This window comes from Streptomyces sclerotialus, from assembly GCF_040907265.1.
GTDB lineage: Bacteria > Actinomycetota > Actinomycetes > Streptomycetales > Streptomycetaceae > Streptomyces > Streptomyces sclerotialus.
The window spans coordinates 2,488,906-2,503,606 of the sequence record NZ_JBFOHP010000002.1; the positions used below are offsets into that span (position 1 = coordinate 2,488,906).

At 72.9% G+C, this 14,701-nt stretch carries 13 protein-coding genes; 3 read left to right on the forward strand and 10 right to left on the reverse strand.

Annotated elements, in window-relative coordinates; all coding sequences use genetic code 11:
• Positions 1-51 precede the first annotated feature (51 nt).
• From AAC944_RS11080 to AAC944_RS11090, 3 genes are all read right to left on the reverse strand, one after another.
• The gene (locus AAC944_RS11080; protein WP_030616636.1) at positions 52-1,248 is read right to left on the reverse strand and encodes an ArsA family ATPase; all 1,197 of its coding nucleotides are present in this window, start codon (positions 1,246-1,248) and stop codon (positions 52-54) included.
• 2 nt (positions 1,249-1,250) lie between these two features.
• On the reverse strand, positions 1,251-1,724 hold the full coding sequence (locus AAC944_RS11085; RefSeq protein ID WP_030616633.1) for an SRPBCC family protein: 474 nt from the start codon (positions 1,722-1,724) through the stop codon (positions 1,251-1,253).
• 178 nt (positions 1,725-1,902) lie between these two features.
• Positions 1,903-2,664 carry a metallophosphoesterase family protein gene (locus AAC944_RS11090; RefSeq protein ID WP_030616630.1) on the reverse strand — a complete coding sequence of 254 codons (762 nt, stop codon included), beginning with the start codon at positions 2,662-2,664 and terminating at the stop codon, positions 1,903-1,905.
• A 265-nt stretch (positions 2,665-2,929) separates the two neighbouring features.
• Between AAC944_RS11090 and AAC944_RS11095 the strand changes: the two genes are divergently transcribed.
• Positions 2,930-4,726: an AMP-dependent synthetase/ligase gene (locus AAC944_RS11095; RefSeq protein WP_030616626.1), complete on the forward strand. Its 1,797-nt coding sequence runs from the start codon at positions 2,930-2,932 to the stop codon at positions 4,724-4,726.
• 177 nt (positions 4,727-4,903) lie between these two features.
• Here AAC944_RS11095 and AAC944_RS11100 read toward each other — a convergent pair whose 3' ends face one another.
• The 6 genes from AAC944_RS11100 to AAC944_RS11125 all read right to left on the reverse strand — a co-directional run bounded on the left by AAC944_RS11100 (position 4,904) and on the right by AAC944_RS11125 (position 11,824).
• A complete protein-coding gene (locus AAC944_RS11100) occupies positions 4,904-6,046 on the reverse strand; it encodes a glycosyltransferase family 4 protein (protein WP_030616623.1) in 1,143 nt (380 codons plus the stop codon).
• A 61-nt stretch (positions 6,047-6,107) separates the two neighbouring features.
• On the reverse strand, positions 6,108-7,382 hold the full coding sequence (locus tag AAC944_RS11105; RefSeq protein WP_107054168.1) for a hypothetical protein: 1,275 nt from the start codon (positions 7,380-7,382) through the stop codon (positions 6,108-6,110).
• A 99-nt stretch (positions 7,383-7,481) separates the two neighbouring features.
• Positions 7,482-8,522 (reverse strand): C40 family peptidase, encoded by a 1,041-nt coding sequence (locus AAC944_RS11110; protein WP_030616618.1) that lies wholly within the window; start codon positions 8,520-8,522, stop codon positions 7,482-7,484.
• Between the two features lie 333 nt (positions 8,523-8,855).
• On the reverse strand, positions 8,856-9,878 hold the full coding sequence (locus tag AAC944_RS11115) for a C40 family peptidase (RefSeq protein WP_030616615.1): 1,023 nt from the start codon (positions 9,876-9,878) through the stop codon (positions 8,856-8,858).
• Positions 9,879-10,195: 317 nt separating this feature from the next.
• A complete protein-coding gene (locus AAC944_RS11120; RefSeq protein ID WP_078888635.1) occupies positions 10,196-11,566 on the reverse strand; it encodes an NYN domain-containing protein in 1,371 nt (456 codons plus the stop codon).
• An 18-nt stretch (positions 11,567-11,584) separates the two neighbouring features.
• Positions 11,585-11,824 (reverse strand): hypothetical protein, encoded by a 240-nt coding sequence (locus AAC944_RS11125; protein ID WP_030616609.1) that lies wholly within the window; start codon positions 11,822-11,824, stop codon positions 11,585-11,587.
• A 191-nt stretch (positions 11,825-12,015) separates the two neighbouring features.
• Between AAC944_RS11125 and AAC944_RS11130 the strand changes: the two genes are divergently transcribed.
• Together AAC944_RS11130 and AAC944_RS11135 are read left to right on the forward strand one after the other, a co-directional pair.
• On the forward strand, positions 12,016-12,765 hold the full coding sequence (locus AAC944_RS11130) for a rhomboid family intramembrane serine protease (protein WP_030616606.1): 750 nt from the start codon (positions 12,016-12,018) through the stop codon (positions 12,763-12,765).
• Complete coding sequence (locus AAC944_RS11135; RefSeq protein ID WP_030616603.1) at positions 12,762-13,043, forward strand: Lrp/AsnC family transcriptional regulator; 282 nt, start codon at positions 12,762-12,764, stop codon at positions 13,041-13,043. The genes AAC944_RS11130 and AAC944_RS11135 overlap by 4 nt, the downstream gene beginning before the upstream one ends.
• A gap of 55 nt (positions 13,044-13,098) precedes the next feature.
• Here AAC944_RS11135 and AAC944_RS11140 read toward each other — a convergent pair whose 3' ends face one another.
• Positions 13,099-14,505 carry an aminotransferase class V-fold PLP-dependent enzyme gene (locus AAC944_RS11140; RefSeq protein ID WP_030616599.1) on the reverse strand — a complete coding sequence of 469 codons (1,407 nt, stop codon included), beginning with the start codon at positions 14,503-14,505 and terminating at the stop codon, positions 13,099-13,101.
• Positions 14,506-14,701: the final 196 nt, after the last annotated feature.

A 14,701-nucleotide genomic window follows, 5' to 3' on the forward strand; every position in this document is an offset into this window, starting at 1 on the left:
TGCACGGATTCTCGACGTGCACGGCGCGTGCGGCACGGCCGCGCGCCGGGGTCAGCGCTCCTGCGGCCACAGCTCGGGGTCGGGGGTGAAGCGGACGTGCAGCGCGCCGTCGCGCAGCCCGGCGCCGGAGACGGTGCAGCGGCGCAGTACGGAGGGGAGCGTACGGATGCGCCGGAACGGCCCGACGGTGACGATCAGTTCGTCACCGCGGCGGACCAGGCCGAGGCTGTCCCGGGCGGCACCGGGCAGCGGCAGCCGCCAGACCAGCAGCCCGTCCTCGGCGAGCCGGTCCTCCACCGTCCCGGCGAGGTCCGGGGCGTCCCCCTCACCGGTCCCCCCGGTCCCGCCGGCCGGCCCGTCGAGCAGCTCGGCCAGTTCCTCGGGCCCCTGCGGATCGCGGCCCAGATGCGGCACCTCGTGCACCGGCACCCCGGCGAACTCCTCCCGCAGTTCCTTGAGCGCGGTCTGCTGCTGGCCGGAGAGCCCGGCCAGGAAGGGGTCGGCGGAGCCGGCGGGCAGCAGCCGGTTGGCGACCACGGCGTCCAGGCGGTGGCCGAAGAGGGCCAGCCCGGCGCGTGCGGTACGCAGGTCGGCGGCGCCCGCCGGGCCGGGCTCGACGACCAGCCGCACGCTCGTGCCCGGATCCTCGATGACCGCCTGTACCGCGGCCAGTTCTTCTTCCCAGCGCGCGGCGGTCTCGTACACCTTCTGCGCGGGCATCGGCACCCCGGCGAGCTGGGCCAGCACCGGGCGCAGCGCGCGGGCCGCCTGGCGCTCGGCGGGCAGCAGCCGGCGCAGCCAGCGGCGGGCCTGCTCGGGCAGGGCCAGCAGCCGGACGGCCCGGTCGGCGGGCGGCAGGTCGACGACGATCAGGTCCCAGGCGCCCGCTTCGTGCGCGGCACGCAGCGCGTGCAGCAGCGCGAAGATCTCCGCGCCGGGGAGTTCGGTGAGTTCGTCGTCGTCCAGCGGGGCGGCGCCGAGCAGGTCGAGCGCGGTGGCGGCGCGCTCCTGGAAGGCCAGGAACTCGCGGCGGAAGTGGCCGACGGTGTCGACCCTGGCGGCCCACAGGCCGGGCGCCGGGCTGCTGGGCTCGCCGGTCAGCGGCGTGCCGAGCGCCGCTTCGGGGACGCCGCCCTCCAGGGTGAGGAAGAGGACGCGCTGCTGCCGCCGGGCCGCCGCGAGGGCGGTGGCGGCGGCGACGGTGGTGCGGCCCGCGCCGCCGGGACCGGTGACGAGGACCGTACGCACGTTCAGCCGCTCGCGGCCTCGTCGGAGGCGCCCGGGGCGCCGCTCTCGACGCGCTTCTTCAGGCCGTCCAGGGCGCGGTCGATGATGACCTTCTCGGCCTTGCGCTTGATCATGCCGAGCATCGGGATCTTGACGTCGACGGTGAGCTGGTACGTGACCTTCGTCCGCACCCCGCCGTCCACCGGCGTCAGGCGGTAGGAGCCGTCCAGGGCGCGCAGCATCTGGGACTTCACGAGGGACCAGCTGACCTCGTGCTCACCGGTCCAGGTGTAGGCGAGGGTGTGATCGTCCTTGATGGCGCCGGCGTCCAGCACCAGCCGGACCTGCCGGGCGCGGCCGTGGTCGTCCTTCTCCTTGACCTCGGCCTCCTTGACCTCACCGGTCCACTCCGGATAGCGGTCGAAGTCGGCGATCACTCCCATCACAACGGCGGGTGCCGCCTCGATCGTGATGTCTGAGCTGGTGTGTTCGGCCATCGCCGTGACTCCTCCATACCGATTCGTGCCGGTGCGCCGACTCGTGGGGGCCCGTGTCCGACGGTGCGGGAACCGGGTCCGCCCCTGCTGCTGAAGGCTACCGCGCGGCGGGGGCCGCCCCGACCCGCGGTCCGCGGGCGCGGGCCGGGCCACCGCGGGTGCCGGCGCACCGCGAAGGTCACCACTCCAGCGCGAACGGCGTCCCGGTGGCGTTGAAATGCCCGACATTGATGCACTCCGTCCGGCCGATCCGCATCCGCTGGGACAGTGGCTGGTGGACGTGGCCGAAGAGGGAGTAGCGCGGCCGGGTGCGGTGGATGGCTTCGAGCAGGGCGCGGCTGCCGCGTTCGAAGCGGCGGGCGACGGTGTCGTAGCACAGGTCGGCGACGTCCGGCGGGATGTGGGTGCACAGCACGTCCACCTCGCCGACCGCCTCGATCTTCGCGGCGTACTCCTCGTCGCTGATCTCGAAGGGCGTGCGCATCGCCGTGCGCAGCCCGCCGCCGACGAAGCCGAAGACCCGGCCGCCGATCTCGACCCGCTCGCCGTCCAGGACGGTGGTGCCGGGACCGGCGAACTCCGGCCAAAGATCGGGGAGATCGACGTTGCCGTAAGTGGCGTACGTAGGAGTGGGGAAGGCGGCGAACATCTCGGCGTACTGCTTGCGTACCGCGCCTTCGATGGCGGCGTGCTTGTCCCGCCCGGCCCACAGCCGTCGGCCCAGCTCGCGGGCCTCCTCGAAGCGGCGGGCCGTGCGCAGCTCGACGAGCCGGTCGGCGTTCTCGGTGCCGAAGAGGTCGGGGAAGATGCCGCGCGAGTGGTCGGCGTAGTCCAGGAAGAGGACCAGGTCGCCAAGGCAGACCAGGGCGTCCGCACCGTCGCCGGCGGCGGCGAGGTCCCGGGCGTTGCCGTGTACGTCACTGACCACATGTACGCGCATACGGCTCAGATTAGGCCCCCGGGACCGGCGCCGGGAGACCCCGCCGACCTGCGGTTACTTCCGAGTCACCGAAATCCTCGACTACGCTGCCGCGGGAGCCGCCCAAGGATGTGTGACGCATAAAACATCTGGGCGGGACCCCCTATCCCCGAAGGCATACCGATGGGTAACGTCCGGGCAGTCCAATCCCCCCTGCCTGATCATGGACCGCAGCCGGCCTGACGCACAGCGTGGTGACGCCGGCGGCCACCGAGGAGCAGCAGTCTTGCGCGAGTTCAGCCTTCCGGCCCTTTACGAGGTCCCCGCGGACGGCAATCTGACGGATCTCATCCGCCGGAATGCCGCGCAGCACCCCGATGTCGCCGTCATCGGCCGCAAGGTCGCCGGGCAGTGGCAGGACGTCACCGCCGCCGCGTTCCTCGCCGAGGTGCGCGCCGTGGCCAAGGGCCTGATCGCCTCCGGTGTCGGGCCCGGTGACCGGATCGGCCTGATGTCCCGCACCCGGTACGAGTGGACGCTGCTGGACTTCGCCATCTGGAGCGCGGGCGCGGTCACCGTCCCCGTCTACGAGACCAGCTCGCCCGAGCAGATCCAGTGGATACTGGGCGACTCCGGCGCGGTGGCCTGCGTGGTGGAGACGCCCGCGCACGAGGCCGCGGTGGAGTCCGTACGCGACCGGCTCCCGGCGCTCGCCAACATCTGGCAGATCGAGCGGGACGCGATAGCCCGGCTGCACGCCGCGGGCGACGGCATGCCGGACGAGGAGGTGGACGCGCGCAGCGCCCTCGCCGACGCCGACTCCCCTGCCACGATCGTCTACACCTCGGGCACGACGGGCCGCCCCAAGGGCTGCGTCCTCAGCCACCGCGCGTTCTTCGCCGAGTGCGGCAACATCGTCGAGCGGCTGCGGCCCCTCTTCCGTACCGGCGACTCCTCCGTGCTCCTCTTCCTCCCGGTCGCGCACGTCTTCGGGCGGCTGGTCGAGGTCGCCTCCGTCATGGCCCCCATCAAGCTCGGCCACGTCGCGGACATCAAGCACCTCACCGACGAACTCGCCGCGTTCAGGCCGACGATGGTGCTCGGCGTGCCGCGCGTCTTCGAGAAGGTCTACAACACCGCACGGGCCAAGGCGCAGGCCGACGGCAAGGGCAAGATCTTCGACAAGGCCGCGGACACCGCGATCGCCTACAGCCGCGCGTCGGACACCGCGGCGGGCCCCTCGGTGGCCCTGCGGCTGAAGCACAAGGTCTTCGACCGGCTGGTCTACAGCAAGCTGCGGGCGGTGCTCGGCGGCCGCGCCACGCACGCGATCTCCGGCGGCGCGCCGCTGGGCGAGCGGCTGGGCCACTTCTACCGGGGCATCGGCTTCACGGTCCTGGAGGGTTACGGCCTCACCGAGTCCTGCGCCGCGACCGCGTTCAACCCCTGGGACCGGCAGAAGATCGGTACGGTCGGCCAGCCGCTGCCCGGCTCGGTCGTCCGCATCGCCGACGACGGCGAGGTGCTGCTGCACGGCGAGCACCTTTTCACGACGTACTGGAACAACGAGCAGGCCACCGCCGACGCGCTCTCGGACGGCTGGTTCCACACCGGTGACCTCGGCACGCTGGACGAGGACGGCTACCTCGCCATCACGGGCCGTAAGAAGGAGATCCTGGTGACGGCCGGCGGCAAGAACGTTGCGCCTGCCGTCATCGAGGACCGCATCCGGGCGCACGCGCTGGTGGCCGAGTGCATGGTCGTCGGCGACGGCCGGCCCTTCGTCGGCGCGCTGATCACCCTCGACGAGGAGTTCCTGCCGCGCTGGGCCACCGAGCACGGCAAGGTGGGCAAGAGCGCCGAGGAGCTCGCCGAGGACCCGGAGCTGCTGGCGGCCGTACAGCGGGCGGTGGACGACGGCAACGCGGCCGTCTCGCGCGCCGAGTCGGTCCGCAAGTTCCGTGTCCTGCCGACCCAGTTCACCGAGGAGTCGGGCCATGTCACCCCGTCCCTCAAGCTCAAGCGCAACGTCGTCGCGAAGGACTTCGCCGAGGACATCGAGGGGCTGTACCGGGACCGCTGAGCGCGGTGGTTCTCCGACGCCGGTGGGAGCGGCCGGTTGGGCACCGCCGGGCCGCACCGCGGGGCTTCTCGCCGTCGCGGCGGACATCCTCTCCGCCGCGACGGCGGGCAACCACCACGGCGACAACCGGCGGTGCCCAGCCGGCCGCAGGCACGGCCGGTACGTCAGCGGCGCGCGTCAGAGCAGCGTCCGCAGCCGTTCGGCGAGCAGGTCCCAGCGCCATTTCTCCTCCACCCAGGCGCGGCCGCGCTCGCCCATGCGGTGGCGCAGGGCGGGGTCCTGGAGCAGGGGGACGATCCGGTCGGCAGCCGCGGCCGGGGAGCCGCCGGGCACCACCCAGCCGGTCTCGCCCTCCAGGACCGCGTCCGGGGCGCCGCCGGAGTCGCCCGCGACGACCGGCAGTCCGGTGGCCGACGCCTCCAGGTAGACGATGCCCAGGCCCTCCACGTCCAGGCCGCCGCGCCGGGTGCGGCAGGGCATCGCGAAGACGTCCCCGGCCCCGTAGTGCGCGGGCAGTTCCTCCCACGGGACGGCGCCGGTGAAGTACACGTGTTCCTGGACGCCGCGGGCCGCCGCCAGCCCACGCAGGTCCTTCTCGTACGGGCCGCCGCCGACGATCAGCAGGGCCGCGTCCGGGACCTCGGCCCGGATCCGCGGCAGCGCCTCGATCAGGGTGTCCTGGCCCTTGCGCGGCACGAGCCGGGAGACGCACACCACGACCGGGCGGTCGGTGAGCCCCAGGCGGGCGCGGACCGCGTCGCCGCCGGAGCCGGGGTGGAAGGTCTTCTCGTCCACGCCGGGCGGCAGTTGCACCATGCGCCCGGCGGCCGCCGGGGTCAGCGCCCGCGCGATGCGGGAGCGGGTGTACTCGCCGAGGTAGGTGAGCGTGTCGGTGCCCTCACCGATCCGCCGCAGCAGCTCGCGGGAGCCCGGCAGCTGCGCCCAGCCCGCCTCGTGGCCGTGGGTGGTGGCCACGATCCGGCGCGCGCCGGCCTTGCGCAGCGCGGGCGCCATCAGGCCGAGCGGCGCGGCCGCGCCGAACCACACCGAGGTACAGCCGTGTTCCCGCAGCAGGGCCGTCGCGCGACGGGTCACCTGGGGCGTCGGCAGCAGCATCGTCGTACGGTCCCGGACGACGGGGTACGGCTGCTCTGCGTCGAAGGCCGCCGTGGCCGCGACGCCGTCCGCGCTGCGCTTCCATGTCGACGCGTAGACGACGACCTTCTCCGGGTCGAGGCGGAGCGCCATGCTGTGCAGAAAGGCCTGGATGCCACCCGGACGGGGCGGAAAGTCGTTCGTGACGATCAGGGTCTTGTCCATCGGGTGCGACAGTACCGGGTGTGGCCGGTGACCCGGCGACTCACCGTCGTGGTCACGGGGCTCAGGCCAGGACGTCCTGTACGTATGCCCGCCACTTGGACGTGAAGTCCGACGCCGAGAGGTGGAGTTCGGTGCGCAGGGTGCGGTCGAGGCCCTCCGGCCCCTCCGGGGCCTTCGCCATCGCCCGGTAGAAGGCCGCCAAGCGGCCTTCACCCCACGTGTCGGCGATCATCCGGCAGGCCAGCCAGCCGCCCTCGTACGCGCGGTTCAGCCGGTCGGCGCCCGCGTCGAAGCCGAAGTCGGCGGCGGCCGGCAGCCGCTCCGGCAGCCGGCCGGCGGCCACCGCGCGGGTCAGTTCGGGCGCGGCGGCCCGCGGCGAGCGGTGCGCGGTGCGGTACGCGGTCCAGTCGGCGAACCCCTCGGAGAGCCACAGCGGGGTGGCGGCCGTCGTCACGGTACGGGTCGCGACGTGCGTGGTCTCGTGGGTGAGGACGACCCGGCGGCCGAGGTCGCTCAGCTCCCCGTACGCCTCGGGGTTCACGATGACCCGGTCCGCCGGGGCGCGGGCCGAGGCACCCGCCTCGCCCGTGGTGACGGCCGCGATCCCCTCGTACGCGGAGTCGTCCGGCGAGCCCAGCAGTTCGGCCATGCGGCGCACGGAGTCCGGCGCCTCGACCACCACCTCGCGCGACCAGCGGCCCGGCCAGGCGTCGGTGACGGCGGGCACCGCGGCGTCCGCGCGCCGGGCCAGCTCGCGCAGGCGCACTGCGGACTGGCCGGTGCCCAGCACCAGGCTGTGCTCGCCGCGCACCAGCCGGACCCGGCCCTGGTCCCACAGCTGGCGCGCCGTCCGTTTCCCGTCGGCCGCGCCGTCGGTGTCCGAGCTGAGCCGCCAGTGCCCGTCACGCCGGGTGAAGGTGAGGTACTGGACGGCGGTGACCGGCACGGTGTCGTACCCGGCGAGGCGGTAGCTCAGCCGGACCTCGGCGGCGATCCGGGGGCCGCCGCCCGTGGCACCGGGGAGCGGGAAGGCGCCGGTCCGCACGACGCGGTAGCGCCAGTCGGCGAGCGGCACGCCGCGCAGGTTCGCGAACATCCGCCGCTGCTGGTCGCGGAAGCCCTCGGCGCTCGGATCGACGGACTTCAGAAAAGCGTCGGCGTCGCCGTCGCGGACGGCGGCGGCGCGGGCGTCCAGCAGCCGCTGCACGGCCGCGGGCCCGGTCCGCTCGGTGGCCGGGCCCCCGCAGCCCGTGAGCACCGCCAGCAGCAGGGCCAGGCCGCCCGCCGCCCAGGTCACCGCCGAGTGCCGCCGGTACGGCCGCTGCTTTTCCGCCACGCGGCAAATCGTATGCGTGAGCGGATACGGACGGGCAACATCCGGCCGACGGTCACCGGATCGAGCGTGCGGCACAGCCGGGACGGCCGCCGCGGGAGATCAGACCCGGGTCACCCCGGCCACCGGCATCATCCCGACCGGGTCGTAGCGCACCTGCGCGCCCGGGTGCGGGGCGTGCACGACCTGTCCGTTGCCCACGTACATCCCGACGTGGCTGGCGTCCGAACGGTAGATGACGAGGTCGCCGGGGCGGGCCTGGGACAGCGGCACCTGGCGTCCGGCGTACCGCTGCGCCTGCGAGGTGCGTGGCAGCGAGACCCCGGCCCTGGCGTACGCCCACTGCATCAGCCCGGAGCAGTCGAAGGAGCTCGGCCCGGACGCGCCCCAGACGTACGGCGCGCCGACCGCGGACCGCGCGGCGGCCACCGCCAGCGAGGAGCGGCCGGAGAGCGCCGGCAGCTCGGGCGGCTCCGGGAGCGAGCCGGACCGCGGGCCGCGTGAGGCCCGGGTGTACTCCGCCCGGTCCCGCGCGGGCAGCGCGTCGAGCAGCCGCCGGGCGGCGGCGAGCTTACGCTCGACGGCGTGCTTGTGGCGGGCGACGGCGCGGCGGGACTCCTCCAGCCGGGCCAGCCGGCCGGCCGCCTCGCGGCGCTGCTTGTTCAGCACCCGCTCGGCGTCCACCAGGCTGTTCAGCCGCCCGGCATGTGCGGTGCCGAGCCGGTTCAGGATCTGGGCCTTGTCGAGGTAGTCGGCCGGGTGCGCGGAGAGCATCAGGGCGAGCGAGGGGTCCACGCCGCCGGAGCGGTACTGGGCGGCGGCCATCGCGCCGAGCCGGTCGTGCAGCCGGTTCACCCGCTCCTGGGCGCGGGCCGTGCGGTCCTGGAGCACGGTCACCTGGTCGCGCAGCTCGGCGGTGCGTTCCCTGGCGCCGTTGTACTTCTCGGTGGCCCGCTCGGCCTCGGCGTAGAGCGCGTCGACGCGCGAGGTGAGCTCCGCGCGGCCGGCGGTCCGGTCGGTGCCGGGGTCCGCGGCGGCGGGGACCGCGGTCAGTGCGGCGGTGGCCGCGGCCGCGGCCGACATCAGCGTGATCCGTGCCGGGCCCTGCGGACCGGCCTGCGAGGAACGGCGGTGGGACGCCACGTGAGGCCGCTCTCCCTTCCCGTGCAGCCCCTGCCGCCCGGGGCGGGCGGTCGGTGACCGGCGGCTGCGAGGGCAGACAGTAATCGCGCCGGTACATCCCGGCCAAAGACCCCGGACCCCGCACAAAAATCCGCCTCGACGTTGACCGTGCAGGTCACCGGCGAGGCGGTAAGTCAGCGGCTACTGCCGCAATTCGCCCGATCGGGCGGCGCGTCCGGGCGCTCTCCGGCGTGTCGGCACGCCCCGGTCACGCAGCGTCAGCCGCGTCCCGGCTCCGGAACCGCGAACGGCCGGACACGGAAGGTGTGTCCGGCCTCGCGAAGGCGTACCGCGTCAGACGCGGACGCCGTACATGAAGGGCATGTTGTCCATGGCCTCGAAACGCACCGCGGCGCCCGGCTTGGGCGCGTGCAGCACCTGGCCGTTGCCCGCGTACAGGCCGATGTGGTGCAGGTCGCTGTAGAAGAGCACCAGGTCGCCCGGCTTGAGCTGGTCACGGCCGATCTGGGTGCCGGCGGACGCCTGCGCCTGCGAGGTGCGCGGCAGCGACTGGCCGGCCTGCTGGTACGCCCAGGAGGTCAGGCCCGAGCAGTCGAAGGAGGAGGGGCCGGTGGCGCCCCAGACGTACGGCGATCCTATCTTCGTCTTCGCGGCCGCGAGGGCGGCGGCGGCACGCTGGGAGCTGGGGACGGCGCTGCCCAGGTCGACGCGGCTGTTGGCGCGGTTGGCGCGCTCCTCCTTCTTCTGGAGTTCGGCGCGCTCCTCCGCGGTGAGGGTGTTGAGCAGCTTCTGGGCCTTGCTGAGCTTGCCCTGGATCTCGTCCTTCTTGTCGCCCAGCGCCTTGCGGGTGTCGGCGAGGTCCTTGATCTTGTCCGCGGCCTCTTCGCGCTCCTGGGACAGGGTGCGCTGCTTGTCCGCGATGATCTTCAGCTGCGAGGCCTGCTTGCCGCTCAACTGGTCGAGCGTGGAGGCCTTTTCCAGATAGGTGTCCGGGTCACCGGAGAGGAAGAGCTGCACCGAGGGGTCGATGCTGCCGCTGCGGTACTGTCCCGAGGCCACGGCACCGATGCCCTTGCGGAGCTTGTTCAGCTCCTCCTGTCCGCGGGCGACCTTGTCCTGGAGGCGGTCGACCTCCTTCTGCAGCTTCTGCTGGTCCTCCTTGGCCCCGTTGTACTTCTCGGTGGCCTGCTCCGCCTGCTCGTAGAGCTTGTCGACCTCGGACTTGACTTCTTCCTTGGTCGGCTTCGGCGCGGCCTGGGCGGCCTGGGAGGAGAGGGCGACTGCCGCAGCGGCGGTCGCGGTGAACACGGTGACGCGCGTGCGGCTCGGCTGCTTGGGTCGACGGTGGGACGCCACGGGGGCGAGCTCCTTCTTCCTTCAGCCGCCTACCGGGTGGTGGGGGGAACTGGGGTCCCCGGCTCCGCGTGAACGCCGCGGACTCGGCGGTTCCTTCACTGTTCATCCCGGTTGGATGATCAACTGCATGAAGGTTCGAGGCCTGACCTTAGTAACCGAGTTGTGATCGCTTCAAATCTTCACGGGAAAAAAGTTGGTCACACGCGCATCCTTTACCAATAGCGCACCGCCTGTAGCAGGGAATTGACGCTCAGACACCGGGAAAAGGCAGCCGGAGTGTTCTATCCCACACGGCGCGCACAGCGCTCCACGCGCGCTCAGGTACGGGCAAGTCGCTTGAGGAGAAGGGCCGATGCGACGGGACGGGCCCCCGCCTTCGCCACTCCGTCGGCCACCTCGCGGTCGGTGGAGACCACCACGACCGGACGCCCCGGCGGTTCGGCCCGTACGAGCTGACGAATCAACTCATCGGCCGTTACGCCCGGTTTGCTGAAAAGAACCCTTACGCCCCGTGGTGGGGCGAGCAGCACCGGCGCCGCCAGCTCGGCACCGTCGAAGACGCACGTCATCTCCGCACCGGTCTGCGCGGCCAGTACGGCCAGGCCGCCCAGCAGCCGCAGCCGCTGCTTGTCCAGCGGCATCGTCGGATAGCCGGTCTTCGTGACGTTGTAGCCGTCCACCACGAGGTGGGCCTGGGGCAGCGCCAGGAGCTGGTCCAGCAACTGCGGATCCATGTCGGACAGCGCGCGGTTGGCGACGTCCTTCGGCGTCATCCGGCCCGGCTCCACCGCGTCGACCGTGTCGGCGGGGTGGACGTTGGCGGGCGGCAGCGCCAGTTCTCTGCGCAGCCCCTGAGCCGCGTCCAGCACGGTGTCCAGCAGCAGCCGGAGGCGCATGTCCTCCACGCTGCGCCCCTCGCGCGCGGCACGGCGGCCGGCCTCCAGCGCCGACTCCGCCTCCGCGACCCGGGCCTTCAGCCGGCGCATCTCGCTGTCGGCGGTCGCCTTCTCCGTGGCCGCCGCCGAGCGCAGCGACTCGGTCTCGGCCTCCGCCTTGCGCGCCGCGGCCTGGGCGCGCTTGACGTCGCTGAGCGCGCTGCGCAGCTTGCGCTGGAGCACGTCGTTCTCCTTGCGCGCCGCTTCGAGGTCGCCTCTGGCCTTGTCGGCCTCGGTACGGGCCGCCGCCCGTGCCTCGGCCAGCTCCTCCCGCAGCCGCGCGAGCTCCCGCTCGGCCTCCTCGTCGGCCCGCAGCTCGTCGGCGCGCCGGACCTCCTCGCCCGCAGCGGCGACCAGCTTCACCCAGCCCGGCGGGCGCAGAACGTACGCCGCCGCCGCGACGTCCTGCGGGTCGGCGGCGGCGGGCGGGGTGCCCTGCTGGAGGGCGTCGGCCAGTTCCCGCTGGGTCTCGCGGAGCCGGGCCGCGATCCGCTGCCGGAAGACCGGATCGCTCTCCAGGGCCGCGGCCATCGCGTTGCCCGCGAACTTCACCCGCCGGGAGGGCGTGAAGCGGGCGTACTGGCGCAGTGGTGGCGGGAGTTCGGCGACCGTCAGGCCGCCGAAGGACTCCGCGGTGAGCGCCACGACACGGCGCCGCACGCCCTCGGGCAGGGGACGGTCGAGCACTTCGTCGGCCGCACCGGCCTCCGGGTCGCGCTCTTCCCCCTCATGCCCTGCTGGACGCTCCACCACTGCTGCACCGCTCCGATCTCAGGCGTCCGCGCCGGGCCGGTCCACCAGCTCGATCTGGTCGACCGCGTTGCACCAGCGGCAGCGGACGGACTCGATGCTCTCACTGAGCACCTCGCGCTCCTCGACCTTGGGCTCACCGGCCAGGTCGAGGTGGACGTACTCCACCACCTTGGACCGGCGGGTCACGTCGAAACGCGTGAGGTTGCCGCACAGCGTGCAGCGCCACCGGGTTTCGGCCGTCGGCAGGGGAACAGCCATTCTCTCGTCCTCTTTCGTCAAGCGTCGTGCGGTCGTGCGGATTCACGCGGTGCGCCGTCGAACTGCGGAAGTACGGAAAGTACTGCCCGTAACCCTACGGCCTGGCGGCGGCCCGCCGCCGTCCGCGCCCGGCTGCCGGAACACGGCGAGGCACTCTGTCCCCTTTGTGGCTATTACGGCATGATCACTTCATGTCGGCCTCGCCCCCGTCCCTGCGCACCGTGTTCTCCCGTACGACCAACGTCCTCATCGGCATCTGCTGCGTGGTCTTCGTCATCGGCCCGGCGTCGGGGCTGAACGGGATACACGGCACGGGCGAATCGCTCCTGCAGGCACAGAGCGCGTACTTCGCCCGCTGGGGCGTCATCCCCCGCGACCTGTGGAGCGGCGACCCGAAGGCGCTGCTCACCCCGCTCACCGCGCTCTTCGTGCACGGCAGCTGGCTGCACCTGCTGGGCAACATGCTCTTCCTCTACGTCTTCGGGGGCATGGCCGAGGCCAGGACGGGCCGGCTGCACTTCGCGGTCTTCTACGTCCTGACCGGTTACGTGGCCCTGCTGGGCTACGCGGCGGCGCACGCCGATTCGGGCCAGACCCTGGTCGGCGCGTCCGGATCGATCTCCGGCGTGCTCGGCGCCTTCCTCTATCTCTTCCCCCGGGCGCGGGTGACCAGCCTCTTCCCGTTCCTCTTCTTCCTGCCGCTGCGCTTCCCTGCCTGGGCGGTGCTGCTCTTCTGGTTCGTGCTCCAGTGGCTGGCGGCGCAGCGCGCGGCGAGCGGCCCCGGCGTCGCCTACCTGGCCCACGTCGTGGGCTTCCTGCTGGGCTTCGGGTACGCCTGGGTCCGCTACCGCGTACCGGACGCTCCACCGCAGGCCGCGCCGGGGCTCCCCGGTAGGGTGGGGCCCACAGAACGGCCGACCGAGGGAGAGAGCCAACCGTGATCACTTCGATCGTGCTCATCAAGACCAGCGTGGACCAGATCCCGGAGATCGCCGAGAAGATCGCGGCCCTCGACGGCGTCAGCGAGGTCTACTCGGTCACCGGCGCGCACGACCTGATCGCGATGGTCCGGGTGGCCGAGCACGACGAGCTGGCCGACGTCATCCCCGGCCGGATCAGCAAGGTCCCCGGCGTCGCCTCCACCGAGACCCACATCGCGTTCCGCACGTACTCTCAGCACGACCTGGAAGCGGCGTTCGCGATCGGGCTGGACGCCTGACGCGCAACGCCGCGGCGGGGCCCCGCAGGGACCCCGCCGTCCGTCGTCCGTGGTCTCAGACCGCCGCGCCGCGGTCCGGGACGCAGCGCCCCTCCTCGGTCCGGTAGGACCACCGCGCGCCCTCGGTGACGAGTTCCTTGACCGCCCGTACGAACCGCTCCACGTGCTCATCGGGCGTCCCCGCCCCGAAGCTCACCCGGATGGCGTTCAGCGACCGCTCCCCCGGCCGGGCGTCCGGCGCGCCGCACTCCCCCGGGTCCTGCGGGTCGCTGCCCAGCAGGGTCCGCACGAGCGGGTGGGCGCAGAAGAGTCCGTCCCGTACGCCGATGCCGTACTCCGCGGACAGCGCGGCAGCGAAGTGCGAGCTGTTCCAGCCCTCGACGACGAAGGACAGCACGCCCACCCGGGCGGCGTCGTCGCCGAAGAGCGAGAGCACCTTCACCTGCGCCACCTCGGCCAACCCGGCCCGCACCTTCGCGATCAGCTGCCGCTCCCGCGCGACCAGCGCGTCGAAGCCCGCCTCGGTCAGCGCCTTGCAGGCGGAGGCGATCGCGTACACGCCGATCACGTTCGGGGAACCGGCCTCATGGCGGGCGGCCGTGGTGTGCCACTCGACCGCCACTCCCCCGTCCTCCCGGCGCGCGACCGTACGGCTTGCGCCGCCGCCGGCCAGGTACGGCTCGGCCGCCTGCAGCCAGTCGGCGCGGCCGGCCAGCACGCCGGCCCCGAAGGGCGCGTAGAGCTTGTGGCCGGAGAAGGCCACCCAGTCCACGTCCAGGCCGGCGATGTCGACGGGGTGGTGCGGGGCGAGCTGGGCCGCGTCCAGGACGATCCGCGCGCCGTGCGCGTGGGCCGCGGCCGCCAGTTCACGTACCGGCCACAGCTCACCGGTCACGTTCGACGCGCCGGTCACGCACACCAGGGCCGGGCCGTAGGGCTCACGCGTGGCGAGCGCCTTCTCCAGCGTGTCGACCGCCTGCCGCGGGGAGCTCGGCGCGTCGAGATAGGTGACGGTCAGATCGTCCCGCTGCTCCCAGGGCAGCAGCGACGCGTGGTGCTCGGTCTCGAAGACGAACACCCGGGTGCCCGCGGGGAGCACGCCCGCCAGCAGGTTGAGCGAGTCGGTCGTGGACCGGGTGAAGACCACCTGGTCCGCCTCGCGGCACCCCAGGAACTCCGCGACCGTCTTCCGGCTGTTCTCGAAGAGGTCGGTGGAGAGCTGGGAGAGGTACCCGGCGCCGCGGTGCACGCTGCCGTAGTACGGCGCGTACGCGGCCACGTCGTCCCACACCCGTTGCAGGGCCGGGGCGCTGGCGGCGTAGTCCAGCGCGGCGTAGGTGACCTCGCCGCCGGTGACGAGCGGGACGCGCACGTCACGGCCGAGGACCGGCAGCGGCGCGGCGGCGGTGCAGGCGGGGTCGGCGTCGGCGGAGGGGATGGCGGTTTCAGCGCGCACGGACATGGCGGAGTCTCCCGGAGGCGTAAAACCGTACGAACGTACGGAGTAGGCGAATGACACGCACGGGGCGTGGAAGGAACCCGCGGGCGCGCACATGAACCTCGTACGACGCGTACAGAGGGGCGCCACAGGCGGGGTGTGGGAAAAAGGGGCCGACCGGCCCTATCGCATTCGCTGCATCACGGAAGAGCTCCCTCGA

Excerpts from the sequence above, each read along its gene's own strand:
- AAC944_RS11085 (WP_030616633.1), bottom strand. The coding sequence starts at position 1,724 with ATGGCCGAACACACCAGCTCAGACATCACGATCGAGGCGGCACCCGCC.
- AAC944_RS11090 (WP_030616630.1), bottom strand. The coding sequence starts at position 2,664 with ATGCGCGTACATGTGGTCAGTGACGTACACGGCAACGCCCGGGACCTC.
- AAC944_RS11100 (WP_030616623.1), bottom strand. The coding sequence starts at position 6,046 with ATGGACAAGACCCTGATCGTCACGAACGACTTTCCGCCCCGTCCGGGT.
- AAC944_RS11125 (WP_030616609.1), bottom strand. The coding sequence starts at position 11,824 with ATGGCTGTTCCCCTGCCGACGGCCGAAACCCGGTGGCGCTGCACGCTG.
- AAC944_RS11130 (WP_030616606.1), top strand. The coding sequence starts at position 12,016 with ATGTCGGCCTCGCCCCCGTCCCTGCGCACCGTGTTCTCCCGTACGACC.
- AAC944_RS11140 (WP_030616599.1), bottom strand. The coding sequence starts at position 14,505 with ATGTCCGTGCGCGCTGAAACCGCCATCCCCTCCGCCGACGCCGACCCC.